Below are 19,778 nucleotides of genomic sequence, written 5' to 3'. Positions count from 1 at the left end.
TTTGATCTGCCTCAATCGTGGCCAGCTTGATTTTTCCTCTACCTTCATCTGTGCGCTGCCCCGCATTGCACTACCTTGCGCCTGCGAAAAATGCCCCAAGGCTGTTATGCTAGCGCACGCTATGCTTGACCACCAGAAATCTTGCATTTCAATTAAAATTGATTTTTTCGCGACAGCCTTACACGGACATGATGAATACCAAGACCCCGATCGACTCCTTCAGCTTTCGCCGCATCCTCGCCCGCAACGTGACCTTGCCACTGGTCATCGGGGTCGTCACGGCCCTCGTGTTCGTCGCCCTGATCGCCTACCTGCTGTCGGCCTTGCGCTCGGTCGAGCATTCCGAACGGGTGATCGGCAATGCAAATGAAGTCATGAAATTGTCGGTCGACCTGGAAACGGGCATGCGCGGCTATCTGCTGACGGGCGATGAAACTTTCCTTGCGCCGTATAAATCGGGCAAGGCCAAGATCGCCGTGGAAATGACCACCCTGCTGGACCTGGTATCTGACAGCCCCATCCAGGTGGACCGCTTGCGCCGCATCCGCGCGCTGCAAGGCCAGTGGCTCGATTACGCCGAAGGCGTGATCGCACAGCGCCGCAACAACCAGGAATTCCTCGCGCGCGTGCGCCAGGGCGAAGGCAAGCTGGAGTTTGACGAAATCCGCCGCGAATTCCTCGCCTTCCTGTCCATGGAACAGCGGCTGCGCCAGGAACGGGCCGATACGGCCGAAAGCCGCACCATGCTGGCCGTCGTCGTATTCCTCATCCTCAGCCTGGGATTGTCGGGCTTGCTCGCCTACCTGGGACGGCGCGAACTGCTGCGCCTTTCCGATATCTACAACGATGCGCTCGAGCAGCGCGGCAAGGACAACGACGTGCTGCAGGAGCAAGCGTGGCTGCGCACGGGGCAGACGGAACTGGCGGCCCACACGAGCGGCCAGCTGGGCTTGCCGCAACTGGGACGGCACGTGCTCGATTTCCTCGCCCACCGCCTCGACGTGGCCATCGCCACCCTGTACGTCGTCGACGAGGATGGCAGCCTGCGCCGCACGGCCGTGTACGGTTTCAACGAACAGGGCGTCAAGGAAAAACAGGTGTTCAAGGTGGGCGAAGGCCTGGTGGGCGAGACGGCGCGCGAAAAGCGCCTCAAGCATGTGCAGCAAGTGCCCGAGAACTACCTGACCGTGACGTCGAGCCTGGGCCGCGGCGCGCCGCTGGAACTGGTCCTGGCGCCCGTCAACAATGAAGGCGTCGTCAACGGCGTCATCGAACTGGGCTTTACGCATCCCGTCAGCGCCCGCGCCAAGGAATGGCTGAACCTGATTGCGGCAAACGTCGGCACCTCGCTGGAGGCGGCCCTGTACCGCCAGCGCCTGCAAAATGTGCTCGAAGAAACCCAGCAACTGAATGAAGAACTGGAAGTGCAGCAGGAAGAACTGCGCACAGCCAATGAAGAGCTGGGCGAGCAGTCGCGCGTGCTGGAACAGTCGCAAGCCCACCTGGAAGAGCAAAAGGCGGCGCTCGAGCAGTCGAACGGGCAGCTGGCCGTGCAGGCGCTGTCGCTGGACCAGAAAAACATGGCCATCGTCCAGGCGCACGCGCAACTAGAAGCGCGCGCGGAAGAGCTGCAGCGGGCCAGCCGCTACAAGTCCGAATTCCTGGCGAACATGTCGCACGAGCTGCGCACGCCGCTGAACAGCTCGCTGATCCTGTCGAAACTGCTGTCGGACAACACCAGCGGCAACCTGACGCCGGAGCAAGTGACGTTTGCGCAAACCATCTATTCGGCCGGCAACGATTTACTCACCCTCATCAACGATATCCTCGACATTTCCAAGGTCGAGGCGGGCAAGCTGGAATTGACGCCGGAAAGCGTGCCTTTCGACGAACTGCTCAGCAGCATGAAAATGCTGTTTGGCGCCCAGGCCCAGCAAAAGAAACTGACACTGAGCGTCAAGATAGCGCCGGATACGCCGCCGTCGCTCGTCAGCGACCGCCAGCGCCTCGAGCAAATCCTGAAAAACCTGCTGTCGAACGCCATCAAGTTTACCGATACGGGTACCGTGAGCTTGCACGTGAGCAGCGGCGCGGATGGCCAGGTGCGCTTCCAGGTGCAGGATTCGGGCATCGGCATTGCCGACGACCAGCAGCACAAGATTTTCGACGCTTTCCACCAGGCCGACGGCACCACCAGCCGCCGCTATGGCGGCACGGGCCTGGGCCTGTCGATTTCGCGCGACCTGGCCGCCTTGCTGGGCGGCAGCATCGAGCTGGCCAGCACGCCAGGCCAGGGCAGCACGTTTACCCTGGTGCTGCCGGCCGTCATGCCGGAGCGCGCCGTGGAAGCAGAGCCGGCCCCGGCCGCAGTGCTGCAAGCGCCTGCAAAAATCGCGGCCGCCGCGCCCAGGCCGGCGCCCGCCGCCAAGCCCGTGCCGCTGCCCACCTTCCAAGATGACCGCGACAGCGTGCCGGCCGCCAAGACGGGCCAGCGTTCCGTGCTGGTGATCGAGGATGAACCGTCGTTTGCCGGCATCCTGTTCGACCTCGCGCATGAAATGCAATACCGCTGCCTGGTGGCGCACGGCGCCGATGAAGGCTTGCGCCTGGCCGAGGAATTCCTGCCCGACGCCATCCTGCTCGACATGGGCTTGCCGGACCGTCCGGGCTTGCTGGTCTTGCAGCAGCTCAAGGAAAACCCGCTGACGCGCCACATTCCTGTGCACATTGTGTCTGGCAACGACCAGATCCAGGAAGCGATGCAGCTGGGCGCCATCGGCTACGCCACCAAGCCGCGCACACGCGAGCAGCTGAAGGAAGTGTTCCGCAAGCTCGAATCGAAATTCACGCAGCAGATGAAGCGCATCCTGCTGGTAGAGGACGACGAACGCCAGCGCGAAAGCGTGGTGCACCTGATCAGCGACGACGACGTGGAGATCACGGCCGTGGCGCTGGGCGAGCAGGCGCTGGAATTGCTCAAAACGCAGATTTTCGACTGCATGATCATCGACTTGAAGCTGCCCGATATCCAGGGCAACGAATTGCTCGAACGCATGGAGCATGAAGAGCTGTGCTCGTTCCCGCCCGTCATCGTCTACACGGGCCGCAACCTGAGCCGCGAGGAAGAAGCGGACCTGATGAAGTATTCGCGCTCGATCATCATCAAGGGTGCCCGTTCGCCCGAACGCCTGCTCGACGAAGTCACCCTCTTCCTGCACAAGGTGGAATCGGAACTGTCGAGCGAGCGCCAGGGCATGCTGCAGCAGGTGCGCAGCCGCGAACGCGTGTTTGAAGGACGCAAGATCTTGCTCGTGGACGACGACGTGCGCAATATCTTTGCCCTCACCAATGCGCTGGAACAGCGAGGCGTGGTGGTGGAAATCGGCCGCAACGGCTTCGAAGCCATCAGCAAGCTCAACAGCGTGGACGATATCGACCTCGTGCTGATGGATGTCATGATGCCGGGCATGGATGGCCTGGAAGCGACCCGCCTGATCCGCGCCGATGGCCGCTACAACAAGCTGCCGATTATCGCCATCACGGCCAAGGCCATGAAGAATGACCAGGAAGAATGCCTGCAGGCGGGCGCGTCCGATTACCTGGCCAAGCCGATCGACCTTGATCGTTTGTATTCGCTGCTGCGCGTGTGGATGCCGAAGATGGAACGCATCTGATGTCCCAGCGCACCACGGACGCGCAGCTGCACGCGCTGATGGAAGCGCTGTACCAGCGCTACAGCTATGATTTTCGCGACTATTCCCTGCCCTCGCAGCGGCGCCGCCTCAATCATGCGCTAGACCGCTTGCATTGTGCAGATGTGCCTGCCCTCCAGCAGCGCGTGCTGGACGACCCGGCCGCCTTTGGCGACCTGCTGCAGATTTTGACCGTGCCCGTCACGCAAATGTTCCGCGACCCCGCATTTTTCCGCGCCTTGCGTGAACACGTGGTGCCCGTGCTGAAAACCTACCCGTCGCCGACCATCTGGGTGGCCGGCTGCTGCACGGGGGAAGAAGCGCTGTCGCTGGCCATCGTGCTGCACGAGGAAGGCTTGCTCGAACGCAGCACGATCTACGCCACCGATATTAATCCACAAGCGCTGGCCACGGCCGCGCGCGGCGCCTATCCGCTGCACCGGCTTGAAGAATATGGCGCCAACTACCTGGCCGCGGGCGGCCTGGGCCAGCTGGCCGACTATTACATGGTCGAGCATGCCACGGCACGTTTCCAGCAGCGTCTGCTCGACAAAATCAACTTTGCCGACCACAGCTTGTCCACGGACAGCGTGTTTATTGAAACGCAATTGATTTTGTGCCGTAACGTCTTGATTTACTTTAATAAAACCTTGCAGGAACGGGCCCTGGGCCTGTTCCACGATTCGCTGTGCCACCGGGGATTCCTGGGACTGGGCAGCAAGGAAAGCACGCATTTCACGCGCTTTGCCCCCGACTTCGAGCCATTGCCGGGTCCTGAAAAGCTCTACCGCAAGCGTGCGCCGTCGCACGCCGCTTCCCACTACGCTGGACGGCACATGCCAGGAATGAAACATGATGAATGAAACAAGCACCAAACTGCTGATCGTCGACGACTTGCCGGAGAACTTGCGCGCGCTCAACGCGCTGATACGCGAAAGCGACCGCAGCGTCTATCAGGCCTCGTCCGGCGAAGAAGCGCTGGCCCTGCTGCTCGAGCACGATTTCGCGCTGGCCATCCTCGACGTGCAAATGCCGGAGATGGATGGCTTTGAGCTGGCGCAATTGATGCGCGGCACGGAAAAGACGCGCCACATCCCCATCGTCTTCGTCACGGCGGCCGGCAAGGAAATGAATTTTTCCTTCCAGGGCTATGAAAGCGGCGCCGTCGATTTCCTGCACAAGCCGCTCGACATCAATGCCGTGCAAAGCAAGGTCAACGTGTTTGTCGCCCTGCACCAGCAGCGCAGCGAGACGCGGCGCCAGGTGCAGGCGCTCGAGCACAGCCGCCAGCAGCAGGAAGCGTTATTGAAGGAATTGCGCGCCACGCAGGCTGAACTGCAGCGCTCGCTGCGCCTGCGCGATGAATTCATGTCCATGGTGGCGCACGAACTGCGCACGCCGTTGAACACGCTGTTCCTGGAAACGCAGATGCGCACCGTCAACCTCGAACGGGGCAACCTGGCCGCCTTCGAGCCGGACAAGCTGGGCAAGATGGTGGCACGCGACGGGCGGCAAATCCGCAGCATGGTGCGCCTGATCGACGATATGCTCGACGTGTCGCGCATCACCAGCGGCAAGCTGTCGATCCGCCGCGAAGCCGTCGACCTGACTTGCCTCGTGCGGCGCGTGGCGGACGACCTGGGCCCGTATGCGGCCGCCACGGGCAGCGTACTGGAAGTGATGGCCTTCGAGCCCATCCACGGCTTCTGGGACGCCTTCCGCGTCGAACAGATCGTTGTCAATCTGATCAGCAATGCCGTGCGCTACGGCCAGGGCCAGCCCGTGGAAATCAGCCTGGCGCACACGCAGAACAGCGCCGTCATCGAAGTGCGCGACCATGGCATCGGTATCAACGCGCGCGACCAGGAGCGCATTTTCGACGCGTTCGAGCGCGTCATGCACCAGGACCGCACAGGCGGACTGGGCCTGGGCCTGTTCATCACCAAGCAGCTGGTCGATGCGCATGGCGGCGCCATCACCTTGCAAAGCCAGCCCGGCAATGGCGCCCTGTTCAGCGTCACCCTGCCGCTGGCCGGCAGCTGAGGCCGGCATGACCAGCACACCCGTCCCCCGCAGCCAGGCCGGCGCCAGCGGCGTCGCCTTTTTGCTGCAACTGGAACGCCGGCTGCGCCTGCTGCAAGACACGGGCGAGATTCTTTCCCTGTCGGCGCAGCTGCTGGGACAGCGCCTGGGCGCCCAGCAAGTGGCCTGTTTCGATATCGACCAGACCCTACAGTGCCCCACCCTGCAGCATGCGTGGAGCGATGGTCTGGCACCGGGCGCCGCCGGCGAGTATTTCCTCGGCGATTATGCGGCCCGCCTGGCCGATGCGCTTGCCACCGGCCAGGCGCTGGCCGTCAGCGATGTGGCAAGCGACCCGCGCACAGCCATGCCGGCCGCGCTGGCCGCGTTCGCGCGTCTTGGCATCCGTGCCTTCCTGAACATTCCGATTGCCAAGGATGGCCAGCTGGCGGCCCTGTTCGTCGTGCACAGCAGCGCGGCGCGCCTGTGGCATGCGGACGAGATCGAACTGGCCGTGCAAGTGTCGGAACGCGTCTGGTCGACCATTTTGCGGGCCCGGGCTGAATCGCGTTTGCGCGCCCTGACTGCCAGCATGGAAACGCAAGTGGCCGAGCGCACGCGCGAATTCGGCCGCACCTGGAACGTCAGTCCCGACTTGCTGGGCGTGCTTAACCTCGACGGCTATTTCGAACACTCGAACCCCGCCTGGCAAGCCACCCTGGGCTGGTCTAGCGAGGAAATCCGCACGACGAAATTTTTTGAGCTGATCCATCCGGACGACTTGCCGCGCACCTATGCGGCCTGGGATGCGGCCAACCAGGGCCAGCCGGCGCTGCGCTTCGAAAATCGCTACCGCCACAAGCTGGGCGGCTGGCACTGGCTGTCGTGGGTGGCCGTGCCCGAGGGCGAGAAGGTGTATTGCAGCGCGCGCGACATTACCGTGGAAAAGAAGCTGGAAGCGGAACTGGCCGCGCGCAACAGCGAGCGCGAGCGCCTGTGGCGCAGCGCGCAAGACCTGATGGTGGCCATCGATGCCGAAGGCTGCTTTGCCGCCGTCAACCCGGCCGCCGGCGCCATCCTGGGCTGGCTGCCCGAGGAAATGCTGGGCCGCAGCCTGTTCGACTTCGTGCTGGCCGAAGATGCGGCCGTCACGCGCCAGGCGCTGGCGCAAGTGACGCAAGAGGCCAGGCCCAGCTTTGAAAACCGCTACCGGCACCGCGATGGCGGCCACCGCTGGCTGTCGTGGGTGACGGCCACCGAAGGCGACCTGATATTTGCCACCGGGCGCCATGTCACCGTGGAAAAAGAGGCGCAAAACACCTTGCGCCTCATGCAGGAATCGTTGCGCCACAGCGAGATGGCCCTGCTGCAATCGCAAAAGCTCGAAGCGCTGGGCAAGCTGACGGGCGGCGTGGCCCACGATTTCAATAACGTGCTGCAAATTATCTCGGGCAATCTGCAACTACTGCAGCTGAGCCTGGACAGCGACCCGCTGGCCGCCAAGCGCATCGCCAGCGCCTCGGCCGCCGTGGAACGGGGTGCCAAGCTGTCGGCCCAGCTGCTGGCCTTTGCGCGGCGCCAGCCATTGAAACCGCTGGTGACGGACCTGGCGCAGCTGCTGCACTCGACGGAAGAGCTGCTGCGGCGCGCCACGGGCGAAACCATCGAAACGCGCTGGCTGCTGGCCGACGACTGCTGGCGTGCTCTGGTCGACCCGCACCAGCTGGAAAACGTCATCCTCAACCTGGCCATCAATGCGCGCGACGCCATGGATGGCCAGGGCCAGCTGACCATCGAGCTGAGCAACATCGTGCTGGACAGCGATTACGCGGCCCGCCATGCGGACGTGGCGCCCGGCGACTACGTGCTGCTGGCCGTCTCGGATACGGGCGCGGGCATTCCGGCCGAGCTGCTGGACAAGATTTTCGAGCCGTTCTTCACGACAAAGAAAGAAGGCGAAGGCACGGGCCTGGGCCTTTCCATGGCCTACGGCTTCCTGCGCCAGAGCGGCGGCCACCTGACGGTGGACAGTTTGCCTGGCCATGGCAGCACCTTCCGCATCTACCTGCCGCGCTCGCTGGAAGCGGAAACGGAACTGCCGCTGCAGTTGGACGGCCCCGTGCTGGGCGGCAAGGAAACCATCCTTGTCGTGGAAGACGATGTGCAGGTGCAGACGACGGTGGTCGACATGCTGCGCGGCCTCGGTTACGTCGTGCTGCGCGCCAGCGATGGCGAAAGCGCGCTGGCCGTCATCGGCAGCGGCGTGCCCATCGACCTGCTGTTTACGGACGTGGTGATGCCAGGCAAGGTGGCCAGCACGGCGCTGGCGCGCCAGGCCCGCGTGCTGCTGCCGCAGCTGGCCGTGTTGTTTACCTCGGGCTACACGCAGGACGCCATGATGCAGGGCGGCCGGCTGGAACCGGGCGTGGAGTTGTTGAGCAAACCGTACCGGCGCGAAGACCTGGCGCGGCGCATCCGCCACCTGCTGGCCAATGGCCGCCACGTGACGGCCCTGCACCAGTACCGCGCGCAGCTGGCGCCGCCGCAACCAGCCGCACCCGCACAGCCGGCGGGACGACATATTTTGTTGGTGGAAGATAATGCGGACGCGCGCGCGATGACAGGTGACCTGCTGGCCATGCTGGGCCACACGGTGCTGGCCGTGGGCACGGCCGAAGAAGCCTTGCCCCTGCTGGGCACGCCGGGACTGGAACTGCTGCTGACCGATATCAGCCTGCCGCGGATGTCGGGCGTCGAGCTGGCCGAGCTGGCGGCCCGCGAGCAGCCGCAGCTGGAAGTGGTGTTTTCCACCGGCCATGCGCCGGCCAATTCCGGCGTGCTGGACCCGCAGGCGCGCTTCCTCGTCAAACCATTTAGCGTCGAGCAGTTGCAGCAAGCCTTGCTGGCGCCAGCCTAACTGTTTAGTAAACGTCGAGCCGGCGCGCCTTCAGTGCGCTGGCCAGTTCTTCCAGGCCAAACGGTTTGCGCAGGAAACGGGCGCTGGCGTCCTGCATCAGGCTGGCGCCCCAGTCGTGTCCGGAAGCAAACACCACGTCCAGCTGCGGCCAGTGCGCGCGCGCATGGCGCGCCAGTTCCAGGCCGGACATCGTGGGCAGACTGATGTCCGTCACCAGCACGTCCAGGCCCGGCATGGCCAACAGCGGCATGGCCGCTTCCGCGCTGGCCACGCCGTGCACGGTGTGCCCCAGCATATTGAGCATTTCCGTCGTCATTTCGCGCGCATCGTCATTGTCTTCCACCAGCAGGATGCGCCGCCCGGACGGGTCGGGCGCGCCCACGAGGCGGCGGTCGGCCAGCAAATGGCGGATGCGCCGCGCCAGGTCTTCGCGCTGGTACGGTTTGCTCAACAGCTCCACGCCCGGGTCCAGCCGCCCGCCCTGCATGATGGCGTTGTGCGTGTAGCCCGAGGTAAACAATACGGCCAGTTCCGGCAGCAGCAGCCTGGCCTGCTGTGCCAGTTCCTTGCTGCTGACGGGGCCGGGCATGACCACGTCCGTAAACAGCAGGTCGATGGCCACGCCCGTGCCCAGCAGGGCCAGGGCCGAGGCGCCGTCATCGGCATGCAGCACGTCGTAGCCGAGGCCGCGCAGCATATCGACCACCGTGTGCTGCACGGGCGCATCGTCTTCCACGACGAGGATGGTCTCGCCACCGCCCAGCACGGGGCCCGTCAGGCTCGGTGGCGGTTCGGCCAGTTTTTCCAACGAACGGGGCAGATAAATCTTGAACGTCGTGCCGGCGCCCGGCGCGCTGTGCACCTTGATGTGGCCCGCGCTCTGGCGGATGAAGCCGTACGCCATGGACAGGCCCAGGCCAGTGCCCTCGCCTTCGCGCTTGGTGGTGAAGAAGGGCTCGAATATCTGGTCGATCACGTCGCGCTCCATGCCATGGCCCGTGTCGGTGATGGTCAGCAGCACGTATTGCCCTTCCAGCACGTCCGCATGCTGGCTGGCGTAGGCGGCGTCGAGCGTGACGTTGCTTAGGGTAAAAGTCAGGCGCCCGCCCTTGTCCATCGCATCGCGCGCATTGATGGCCATGTTCAGCAGCACGTTTTCCATCTGGTTCGGGTCGACCAGCGTATGCCACAGGCCGTCGCTGATGAAGGTTTCTTCGGTAATCGCCTCGCCCAGCGCGCGGCGGATCAGCTCATGCATGCGGCGCAGCAGCCGGCCCAGGTCCGTCACCAGCGGTTTCAACGGCTGGCGCCGCGCAAAGGCCAGCAGCTGCGACGACAGCTTGGCGCCCCGCTCGACGGCCGAGGCGGCCGAATCGAGGCGGCGGGCCGCCTGCGGATTGTCGGCCACCGTCAGTTTCAGCAACTGCAAATTGCCGGAAATGATCTGCAGGACGTTATTGAAATCGTGGGCCACGCCACCCGTCAGCTTGCCGATCGATTCGAGCTTTTGCGCCTGCAATAAAGCTTGCTCGCTGCGCACCAGCGCCAGCCGCGCCTCTTTTTCATCGGTGACGTCGCGGCCGATGGCATGGATCAGCTTTTGCGCCGGCACGGCCGTCCAGGAAATCCAGCGGTAGCCACCATCGCGGCGCCGGTAGCGGTTTTCCATGCGCAAGGTGGGCGCGCCATGGGCCAGGCGCGACAAGTCCTGCAAGGCTGCCATGCGGTCGTCGGGATGCACGAGGCTGATGAAGTCCATGCCCAGCGATTCGACTTCCGGGCGCTCGAGTATCTTGCTCCAAGCGGGATTGACGGCGATGATCATGCCGGACAGATCGGCCACCAGCATGATGTCGGTCGACAGCCGCCACATGCGGTCGCGGTCGGCCGTGCGGTTGGCCATTTCCACTTCCAGCGAGGAATTCAGGTAGGCCATCTTTTCCAGCACGTTCTTCTGTTCCTGCACGTCCGTATTCGTGCCCACCCAGCGCAGCACCTTGCCCGCCTCGTCGAACAGGGGCAAGGCGCGCGCGAGGAACCAGCGGTAGGCGCCATCGCTGGCGCGGCGCATGCGGAACTCCTGTTCATAGGCGCTGGCGGTGGCGACGGCCCGGTCCCAGCTTCTCTGCGTGGTCTGCACGTCGTCTGGATGCACGCAGTGGCGGAAACCGCTGGACACGAGCGACTTCATCGATTGTCCCGTGTATTCGCACACCTGTTCGTTGACCCAGTAGGTGGCGCCGCTGCCATGCGCGAGCCAGGCCTGGTTGGGCATGGTGGACGCGAGCGAACGGAACTGCGCCTCGCTGTCTAGCAAGGCATTGCGCGCCTGCCAATGTTCGTCGATATCCTCGCACGAGCCATACCATTTCACGGCCTGGCCGCGTTCGTCCCGGCGGCAATATGCGCGCGAATGCACCCAGCGGTACTGGCCATCCTGCCGGCGCACGCGCATTTCCTGGTCGAAAGGCTGGCCGCTGCCCACCGCTTCGCTCCAGGCCGCCAAGGAATGGGGAATGTCTTCGGGGTGGATGGCTTCCAGCCAGTTGGTGCCCAGGCCGTTGCCGCCCGTCCATTCGCGCCAGCGCTGCGCGACATAGTCGAGCTTGCCGTCGATATCGGCCGTCCACAGCACTTGCGTGTTCAGTTCGATGGCGTAATGAAAGTGTTCGCGGCTGTCGTGCAGCGCCTGTTCCAGCTGGCCCCGCTCGATGACATGCGCGGCCACGCGCGCGGCCAGCGCCAGCAGTTCGATCTCCGGTTGCGTGGGATGGCATGTCACCTGGAAAAACAGGCCCAGCACGCCCAGGATATGCCCTTTGGCGCCGAATATGGGGGCAACCCAGCAGGCGCGGTAGCCGTGCAGCAAGGCTTCCTTGCGCGCCGCGCTCCAGTGCACGTCGCGCGTGATATCGCCGCAATACACGGGCGCGCCGGAAAAGGCCGCCGTGCCGAACGGGGATGGCTGTTCGCCGCCGTGGCGCAAGGCCAGGCACAGGTCTTGTGGCAGGCTGGGCGCGGACAAGCCGCAAAAGCGGTCGGACTCGTCGATCAGCACTAGGCAGGCATGGGCGCCGCCGTCGGCCAGCGCTTGCAGCGCCAGCAACAAATGCTCCAATGCGTGGGCCAGGTCAGCGCCTGCCGCAATGCTGCCCAGCGCACTATGCTCGGCGTCCAGCAAGGAAAGAATGTTGTTTGCGTGCACCGTGTCGATAAGGGGAAAACTGATGCCCGGAATATACCATGGGGCAACCCTCTTGCAGGAGGAAAACAGCGCATCGCTTGATCTCTACTTGCACGTGCCGCTATGCTAAAGTGTTGCTCTCTTCTCAAGCGAATTCCAGCATGCCTACCTCCTTGCCGTCCTCCCTGATCGCCACCGCCCTGCTCGCCTGTGCCCACGGCGCCGTCGCTGCCCCCATGAGCCTGGACGACTACCTGGCCCTGAACGGCCCCCCGCCCACGGCGCAGATCGCCTATGGCCCCGCGCCGTCGCAATACGCGCAGCTGTTCCTACCCGACGGCAGCGGCCCGTTCCCCGTCGTCGTGCTCGTGCATGGCGGCTGCTGGACGGTGGCCTTTGGCGGCATCAAGCAGATGCGCAACGTGGCCGGCGCCCTCGTCGCGCAAGGCATCGCCGTGTGGAATGTCGAGTACCGGCGCGTCGACGAGCCGGGCGGCGGCTATCCGGGCACCTACGAAGACATGCACGCGGCACTCGACAGCCTGCAGCAGCACGCGCCCCAATACCAGCTGGACGTGAATCGCATCCTGGCGATGGGCCACTCGGCCGGCGGCCAGCTGGTGCAATGGATCGCCGGACGGGAAAAACTGCCAAAGACCAGCCCCCTGTACCGCGACAAGTTCCTGCCAGTCAAAAACATCGTCAGCCTGGGCGGCCTGGCCGACCTGCGCCATGAAAAGGACTTGATCAAGACCAGCTGCGAGCGCGACATCGCCCAGCTGGCAGGCAGCGCCAGCACCGAGCGCCCCGACATCTACAGCGACACCAACGCCGCCGACCTGATCCCCAACGGCAGCCGCACCGTCCTTGTCACGGGAGAACTGGACACCATCTCCCCGCCCCGCGTGGCACACGATTACGCAGCGAAAGCCGTGAAAGCCGGTGACCATGCGGAGGTGCTGATTTTGCCGGGGGCAAGTCACTATGACGAGATTGCGGCGACGTCGAATGCTTGGGAGATGATTTTGGTGGTGGTTCGGGGGATGTTGGGGATGGAGAACGACAAGAATCAATAAGGTACGCGATCAATGCATGCGAATACGCAGTTTTCGAACCGGGCAATGAAGGTGAACCATGCGGGAGAGCAAGCGGCCATCAGCATCTGCGGCACCTACTCTCCATGTTGAGCGACGGCGATGATGCAACTGGCGCCATTAGAGCAATCCTCAGGGACGAGCTGGAACATGAGGAACAGGCAACAATCCACACACAAGGCAGCGGGATGTTCTGGCGCATGCTAAGCACTATGGTATCCGGCGCCACGGCATCGGTGATCTGACTGAGAATGCGCCTTTAATCATGACGAAACACGACGATATGCACCAGTATCAATATCTGTGGGACGGTTCTCAGCCAGGTTGGGAACTCACGTACATCGCAGGCAACAATATCGCGCTGTCTTTGCAGTTCTCCATAACCGGCGGATCGGCACGAGAACGCATGTCCGCAAGAAAGATAGTAGAAGAATTCAAGACACTACCTCTCCAGCAAGTAACGGCACGACTGCATGGCTGCCAGGTATTTTCCTTAGGGGAATTTGAATCAAAGGAAGCCCGCACCATTGCCGCCCTCGCTCGCAAAGAAGAACTGATTGTGCTGGAGGAGCCAGTCAACGCAGTGCGATACCTGTCGACAAATAGATTAAACCATAGGGTACTGTTGATTGAAGATGAAGACTTGGCAAAACGCGTGTACGAGACGGCCCTGCTAAATGGTTTGCCTGTTCGGCACGTCGAAGTCTGAATTGACCGATACCAGATGTTACTCAACTGACAACTATAGCAAGAACCCACCCGCGCCTCAAACAAAGGCTCCCCGGGCCCAGCGAGCCTGAAAAATGGCCAGGGCAAGGCGCGCGGGCGAAGACAGTACGCATGTACGGCGAGCCCAAGCAACGCAGCCATGGACATTTTCTCAGGCCCGCGGCTCTGGCCCGCCGTTTTTAAGCAATCAAAACAATACGATCACTGAACACGCGCCAGGTACTGGGCTAGCTGGGCGAAGGTCGCCCTGAACCCCTGCGTCATCGACTCATGCCCCTCGACAAAAGTCTCATGCTGCTCATCCGTCGCCTTGTGCGGCGTGGACCGTAACGTCATCGTCGTCTTGCCATTCTCCTCGGTCAAGGTCATGACATTGAACGATTCCAGCGGCCAAGTAGCGCTGACGGGGTGCTGCACGGCGTTCCCCTGCTTGTCGGCAAACGACAGGATGGAAACGATGCGTTCGGGCGCTTCGATAGACTGGTAAGTGAACTTGCCCCACATCTCGTAGCCATTGTCGGCGCGCATGCCGTAGTGGAAAACACCGCCCGGTTTGAGATCCAGCGCCAGCACGCTCAATTCGAAGCCGACGGGGCCCCACCATTGCGCCAGGCGCTCCGGTTCCACCCATGAGCGGAACACCAGTTCGCGTGGTGCGTCGAAAGTCTGCGTGATGACAAAGTCGCTGCTGTCGCGGTGCTGTCCTTCCTGCTTCTGTTCTGCGGTGGCCATGCTCTCTCCTGTGTTGGTGGACTGGCAGTTAATGTAACAGTGGCGCCGAAAATGGGAAAGGCCCGTACGCCATCTTGAGCGTAGGTCGGGTTAGCGCACAGCGCGTAAGCCGACACCATCACCAGCGGTTCAGGCCAACGATGGTGTCGGATTACGGCCCGCTGGGCCTAATCCGACCTACTTCGCTTTGCCAGCAGATGCCACCTGGTCGAGGATATGCTTGGGCACGGCCGCATAGTGCTTGAATTCCATCGTGTAGGTGGCTCTGCCCTGCGTCAGCGAACGCAGCGTTGTCGAGTAACCGAACATTTCCGCCAGCGGCACGAGGGCCTTGACGATGCGTCCCGCGCCGCCGGGGACGTCGTCGACGCCCTGCACCATGCCGCGGCGAGCCGTCAGGTCGCCCATGACGTTGCCCATGAACTCTTCCGGCGTTTCCGCCTCCACCTGCATCATCGGTTCGAGCAGCACGGGATGGGCTTTGCGCATGCCATCCTTGAAGGCGATGGAACCGGCCATGCGAAACGCGTTTTCGTTCGAATCGACGTCGTGGTAGGAGCCAAAGGTCAACGTTGCCTTCACGTCGACGACCGGATAGCCGGCCAGCACGCCCGACTTCAAGGTTTCGACGATGCCCTTGTCGACGGCGGGGATGAATTCGCGCGGCACCACGCCGCCTTTGATGGCATCGACGAACTGGTAGCCGGTGCCTGGCGGCAAGGGTTCAAGTTTCAGCACCACGTGGCCGTACTGGCCCCGTCCGCCCGATTGCTTGACGAACTTGCCCTCCACGTCTTCCACCGCACGTGTGATGGTTTCGCGGTACGCCACCTGCGGCTTGCCGACATTGGCTTCCACGCCGAATTCACGGCGCATGCGGTCGACCAGTATCTCCAGGTGTAATTCTCCCATGCCCGACATGATGGTCTGGCCCGATTCCTCGTCCGTATGCACCTTGAACGACGGGTCTTCCTGCGCCAGGCGGTTCAGGGCGATGCCCATCTTTTCCTGGTCAGGCTTGGTCTTCGGTTCGACCGCCTGCGAAATCACGGGTTCCGGGAAGATCATCTTTTCCAGCACGATGATGTGATCGAGCGCACACAAGGTGTCGCCCGTGGTGACGGCTTTCAGGCCCACGGCGGCGGCGATGTCGCCCGCATACACTTCCTTGATTTCCTTGCGCTCGTTCGCATGCATCTGCAGGATGCGCCCCAGCCGCTCGCGCGCGCTCTTGGTGGGGTTGTAGACCATGTCGCCCGAGTTCACCACACCCGAATACACGCGGAAGAACGTCAATTGCCCCACGAACGGGTCCGTCATGATCTTGAAGGCGAGCGCGGCAAAGTGCTCGTCGTCCGTGGGATGGCGCTCCACCTCGTTATCGTGCTCGTCATGGCCCATGATGGGCGGCACTTCCATGGGCGACGGCAGGTATTCGATGACGGCGTCGAGCATCGCCTGCACGCCCTTGTTTTTAAACGCGCTGCCGCACAGCATGGGCACGATTTCGTTGCGGATGGTACGCGCGCGCAAGGCTTGCTTGAGCTCGGCTTCCGTAAAGGTGTCGCCATTCAGATAGCGTTCCGTCATCTCCGTGCTGGCTTCGGCCGCGTGTTCGACCATGTGCTCATGCCACTGCTGTGCCTGCGCCTGTAGCTCGGCGGGAATCTCGCCATAGCTGAACTGCACGCCCTGGCTGGCGTCGTCCCAGGTGATGGCGCGCATTTTCAACAGGTCGATCACGCCCGTGAAATGGTCTTCGGCGCCGATCGGCAACTGGATGGGCACGGCCACGCCCTTCAGGCGATCGGCGATCTGCTTGCGCACGCGCAGGAAATCGGCCCCCACCCTATCCATCTTGTTGATGAAGGCGATGCGCGGCACGTGATATTTGTTGGCTTGCCGCCAGACGGTCTCCGACTGCGGCTGCACGCCGCCGACGGCGTCATACACCATCACGGCGCCGTCGAGCACGCGCATCGAACGCTCGACCTCGATCGTGAAATCCACGTGGCCGGGCGTATCGATGATGTTGATGCGGTGTTCGGGGAAGTTGCCGGCCATGCCTTTCCAGAAGGCCGTGGTGGCGGCCGAGGTGATGGTGATGCCCCGTTCCTGTTCCTGCTCCATCCAGTCCATGGTGGCGGCACCATTGTGCACTTCGCCGATCTTGTGATTGACCCCCGTATAAAACAGGATGCGCTCGGTGGTGGTGGTCTTGCCGGCATCGATATGGGCGCTGATGCCGATGTTGCGGTAGCGCTCGATAGGTGTTTTGCGGGTCATCACAATCTCCATGGCTAGCCCCGGCACCCGGTTTTCCAGTGTAGCAGACATCGATTTGGCCGGCACGGCAGCGGGCTGTTTACCATGCACGCAACACTGGCAGGCGCACACACGTCAGGCGCACGGAGACTAATTGCGGATTCGGCTATACTTCCAGACGTTAATTTTTGAACTTTAATTCAACAAAGATTAATAAAAATCAATACGCATGGCATCCGGCCATGCAAGGCGACGCCGCCGGCATGCAGCCCAGGTGCGCACCGAACGACATGCCCTACTCAGCCTATGACTATCCAACTAAGAAAAATAATCCTCTCTTCCCTGCTGGCATCGCCGGCGCTGGCCATGGCCGGCGAACTGGAACAGCAAATGCAGCGTTGCGCCGTGCTTGGCGACGCCAGCGCCCGCCTGGGGTGCTTCGACACCCTGGCCAAGGCGGCGGAAAAAGCCACCATCGCGGCCGGCGGTGATTCCGCCACCGCTGCCGTCACCCTGGCAGCGGCAGCCGAGGCCGCCCCCATCACTCCCGTCAGTCCGCCTGGCGTGGCCACGCCGGACGCTGTCAACGCGGCCATTCCTGCCGTCGCACAGACAGGCGCGGCGCCGCCGGAAGCGCCGATTTCGCGCACCCAGCAATCGTGGGAACTCAACGAGGCCTCGAAACGCGGCCTGTTCAACTTCCGCCCGCACCGCGACACCTATCTGCTGCTGGCCAATTACAGCGATGCGTCCAACGACGAGCCGTTCCAGGATTTCACGCCGGCCGGCATCAAGAGCCAGCATGTGGAACTGACGTTCCAGCTGAGCTTCAAGATGAAGCTGCTGGAAGACATCGCCGGCACGCCGCTCGACATGTGGTTCGGCTACACGCAGCAAAGTTTCTGGCAAGCGTATAACCGCAAGGCCTCGAGCCCGTTCCGCGAGACCAATTACCAGCCGGAACTGATGCTGATCATGCCGATCAACAAGAATTTCGCGGGCGTGGAATTCAATTACCTGAACTTCGGCCTCGTGCACCAGTCCAACGGTCAGACGTCGACGCTATCGCGCAGCTGGAACCGCGTGTATGCCGAACTGGGCATGGAAAAAGACAATCTGGCTGTCACGGCCCGTGTCTGGCACCGCCTCGACAATGGCAAGACCGACAATGATAATATCGACATCACCGATTACCTGGGGCATGGCGACTTGCGCGTGAGCTACCGCAACAAGGGCCACGAGTATGCCGTGACGGCCCGCCGCAATTTCAGCAAGAAGCATGGCTCCATGCAGGCAAGCTGGGCTTTCCCATTGAAGGCCAACCTGAAAGGCTATCTGCAACTGTTCTCCGGTTATGGCCAGAGCTTGATCGACTACAACTATTCGCAGAAATCGATCGGCGCCGGTTTCATGGTCGACCTGTAAGCCAAGCAGTACCGCAAACAAAAATGGCGCCGAGGGCGCCATTTTTTATGGAAAATATCTGGTTTATCGCGGGCCGCCGCCCAGCACGCGGGCCGGCAACATGACGATGGCGCGCAGCAATTCAAACACGCCTTCCACGCCGATGCCGATCAAGCGGAATGGCAGCAACAGCAGCCAGGCCAGCGGATACAGCACGAGGGCCAGCAAGGCCAGGGGCCAGCATACGAGCAAGAGCAGCAGCCACAGCACAAATCCCAGCATTGCGTCCCCCTAGAATGAAATGTGCGGAGCAAGCCGTGCTTGCCCCGCTACCGTGAGGCCACTATATGCAAGCGCCGCCACGGCGGCAACGGCCGTGCGATGAACTGCGTGCTGGGGGGATGAACGGTGCAAAAACGGGAATGAACGGCGCCTGCGGATACCTTTATTGACCGACGCAAATCACTTTCGTGATGTATTCATGCGCATTCGGCTTCTTGCTGGTGGCCCATTTGATGGCCTGGTTGGCATCTTCGATGGTCAGGATGGAGGCCTTGTCCTTCGACTTGATGAAGGACACGCCTTCAAACACGCCTTCCTTGCTGCGCATTACCTTGGCAAACACAGGCGGCTTGGTCTCGCCATCGCTGATTTTGTTCTGTTGCACGAGGTAACGCTGATCGATCTGTTCCATGATAGTAAAGCTGTCCAGTGGGTAAAAGACGAAATATACCCTGAATGGACAAACGCCGCAGGACGAAATCGCTGCGGCGTTGCCTTTACGTTAATGACACTCAGGCGTAGACGGCGTTCTGCGTAACAGGCTGCAGGTTCACGTCATAGATCACCTGCGCGCGGATCGATGTTTCCAGCGAAGGAATCGAGCCGCCGGCGCGGTACTGGAAGCTCACTTGCAGCACGTCGCCCGCCTTCACGGCCACCGGCGTGGCCAGCGGCAAGCACATGTAGTGGTTCAGCCAGTCGATCGTGGTCGAGCGCTCGGGCACGACGGCCAGGATGTTTTTGGTGACGAAACGCAAGGCGTTCAGGGTGCCGCTGCGCTCGACGACGAACTTGCCGTCGAAGCCGAAGACGCTGTCCGTCGGCTGGCTGAAGTCGATGATGCTGTAGACGGAAGGCGGCGCCAGCTCCTGCACGCCCGGGTGGATGGCCGTGGTTTCCTGGAATTGCACGATGGGCGCATAAAAGCCCTCGAAATCGTATTCCTGCTGCATCGGCTGCACGGCCATGATGACGGCTTCGGGCAGGAAGATGGGCAGCGGGCCGCCAAAGCGGGCCAGGTAGCGGCGCTTGAACGATTCGATCACTTCCACCTGCTTTTCGCGCAGCATGCCGACATGGATCATTTCACAGATGACCACGTCGACGGGCTCGGGCGGCAGGTATTCGAAGGCGTCCGCGTGGACGACTTCGACTTTTTCACCGTTGGGATTGAGCGCCAGCATCTTGCGCGCTTCCTTGACCATGTCCGGATTGAACTCCACACACCACACCTTGTCGGCGCGCGCGGCCGCAAACCACGACAGCACACCCGTGCCGCCGCCCAGCTCCAGCACTTTCATGCCAGGCTTCACCGCGTAATCGATCGCCGACTTGAACCCGTGCATGCGGTTCTGGTCCATCAACATATTGTGGTGGTAATGGACGGGGATAAATTGCCCCAGATAACAACTCTCGATTTCTCGTTCATTCAGCATGTCTGTCCTCTTGGAGTCTGG

At 62.4% G+C, this 19,778-nt stretch carries 13 protein-coding genes; 7 read left to right on the top strand and 6 right to left on the bottom strand.

The window, feature by feature from the left end; genetic code table 11:
- Positions 1–191 precede the first annotated feature (191 nt).
- Genes KO538_RS16540 through KO538_RS16525 form a run of 4 tightly spaced genes read left to right on the top strand, consistent with a single transcriptional unit; the run spans position 192 to position 8,631 of the window.
- On the top strand, positions 192–3,674 hold the full coding sequence (locus KO538_RS16540) for a response regulator (protein WP_219328995.1): 3,483 nt from the start codon (positions 192–194) through the stop codon (positions 3,672–3,674).
- Positions 3,674–4,555 (top strand): protein-glutamate O-methyltransferase CheR, encoded by an 882-nt coding sequence (locus KO538_RS16535; RefSeq protein WP_219328994.1) that lies wholly within the window; start codon positions 3,674–3,676, stop codon positions 4,553–4,555. The genes KO538_RS16540 and KO538_RS16535 overlap by 1 nt, the downstream gene beginning before the upstream one ends.
- Complete coding sequence (locus tag KO538_RS16530) at positions 4,545–5,735, top strand: hybrid sensor histidine kinase/response regulator (protein ID WP_034748043.1); 1,191 nt, start codon at positions 4,545–4,547, stop codon at positions 5,733–5,735. Before KO538_RS16535 ends, KO538_RS16530 begins: the two co-directional genes overlap by 11 nt.
- A 7-nt stretch (positions 5,736–5,742) precedes the next feature.
- Positions 5,743–8,631, top strand: a complete 2,889-nt coding sequence (locus KO538_RS16525; protein WP_219328993.1) for a PAS domain S-box protein — start codon at positions 5,743–5,745, stop codon at positions 8,629–8,631.
- A 4-nt stretch (positions 8,632–8,635) separates the two neighbouring features.
- Here the strand turns inward: KO538_RS16525 and KO538_RS16520 are convergent, their stop codons facing one another.
- Positions 8,636–11,836 carry a PAS domain-containing protein gene (locus KO538_RS16520; protein ID WP_374106858.1) on the bottom strand — a complete coding sequence of 1,067 codons (3,201 nt, stop codon included), beginning with the start codon at positions 11,834–11,836 and terminating at the stop codon, positions 8,636–8,638.
- Between the two features lie 140 nt (positions 11,837–11,976).
- Here KO538_RS16520 and KO538_RS16515 point away from each other — a divergent pair, with 140 nt between their 5' ends.
- The gene (locus tag KO538_RS16515) at positions 11,977–12,891 is read left to right on the top strand and encodes an alpha/beta hydrolase (RefSeq protein WP_219328992.1); all 915 of its coding nucleotides are present in this window, start codon (positions 11,977–11,979) and stop codon (positions 12,889–12,891) included.
- A gap of 283 nt (positions 12,892–13,174) precedes the next feature.
- A complete protein-coding gene (locus KO538_RS16510) occupies positions 13,175–13,618 on the top strand; it encodes a hypothetical protein (protein ID WP_219328991.1) in 444 nt (147 codons plus the stop codon).
- 221 nt (positions 13,619–13,839) lie between these two features.
- On the opposite strand, the gene KO538_RS16505 is transcribed toward KO538_RS16510, so the two are convergent.
- Both KO538_RS16505 and fusA read right to left on the bottom strand, forming a co-directional pair.
- A complete protein-coding gene (locus tag KO538_RS16505; protein WP_219328990.1) occupies positions 13,840–14,370 on the bottom strand; it encodes an SRPBCC domain-containing protein in 531 nt (176 codons plus the stop codon).
- A gap of 177 nt (positions 14,371–14,547) precedes the next feature.
- Positions 14,548–16,656: an elongation factor G gene (gene fusA, locus KO538_RS16500; protein WP_219328989.1), complete on the bottom strand. Its 2,109-nt coding sequence runs from the start codon at positions 16,654–16,656 to the stop codon at positions 14,548–14,550.
- A gap of 285 nt (positions 16,657–16,941) precedes the next feature.
- On the opposite strand from fusA, the gene KO538_RS16495 reads away from it, so the two are divergent.
- Positions 16,942–18,060 carry a phospholipase A gene (locus KO538_RS16495; RefSeq protein WP_070302464.1) on the top strand — a complete coding sequence of 373 codons (1,119 nt, stop codon included), beginning with the start codon at positions 16,942–16,944 and terminating at the stop codon, positions 18,058–18,060.
- A 63-nt stretch (positions 18,061–18,123) separates the two neighbouring features.
- Here KO538_RS16495 and KO538_RS16490 read toward each other — a convergent pair whose 3' ends face one another.
- The 3 genes from KO538_RS16490 to KO538_RS16480 form a co-directional block, all read right to left on the bottom strand.
- The gene (locus tag KO538_RS16490; RefSeq protein WP_128143192.1) at positions 18,124–18,321 is read right to left on the bottom strand and encodes a hypothetical protein; all 198 of its coding nucleotides are present in this window, start codon (positions 18,319–18,321) and stop codon (positions 18,124–18,126) included.
- 163 nt (positions 18,322–18,484) lie between these two features.
- A complete protein-coding gene (locus tag KO538_RS16485) occupies positions 18,485–18,733 on the bottom strand; it encodes a hypothetical protein (protein WP_034756165.1) in 249 nt (82 codons plus the stop codon).
- A 100-nt stretch (positions 18,734–18,833) separates the two neighbouring features.
- Positions 18,834–19,757, bottom strand: coding sequence for a methyltransferase domain-containing protein (locus KO538_RS16480; RefSeq protein WP_034756162.1), 924 nt, complete (start codon positions 19,755–19,757; stop codon positions 18,834–18,836).
- Positions 19,758–19,778: the final 21 nt, after the last annotated feature.

The organism is Janthinobacterium sp. NKUCC08_JDC, from assembly GCF_019345575.1.
Classification (GTDB): domain Bacteria; phylum Pseudomonadota; class Gammaproteobacteria; order Burkholderiales; family Burkholderiaceae_D; genus Janthinobacterium; species Janthinobacterium aestuarii.
This window is presented reverse-complemented; position numbering and strand designations above follow the sequence as displayed.